The sequence below is a fragment of the Pseudomonas sp. S32 genome, from assembly GCF_016648095.1.
GTDB lineage: Bacteria > Pseudomonadota > Gammaproteobacteria > Pseudomonadales > Pseudomonadaceae > Aquipseudomonas > Aquipseudomonas parafulva.
Genome location: NZ_JACVVF010000140.1, coordinates 1 through 205 on the forward strand (window position 1 = coordinate 1; position 205 = coordinate 205).

Here is a 205-nt window from a genome sequence, read left to right on the forward strand (position 1 = left end):
CTGGCCTTACCTGTGGATCGACGCCACGTACGTCAAGGTGCGGGAGGCCGGACGCATCGTCTCGGTCGCCGTAATAATTGCCGTGGCCGTGAACACGGATGGTGGCCGCGAAGTTTTGGGCATGCGGGTTGGGCCGTCGGAGGCCGAGCCGTTTTGGACGGACTTCCTGCGAAGCCTTATGCGGCGCGGCCTGCGTGGCGTGAAG

1 protein-coding gene is annotated in these 205 nt (G+C 64.9%); it reads left to right on the plus strand.

Annotated features, from left to right (window positions below; all coding sequences use genetic code 11):
* A partial coding sequence (locus tag IAE38_RS23765) for a transposase (RefSeq protein WP_201219606.1) occupies positions 1-205 on the plus strand: 205 nt, incomplete at both ends.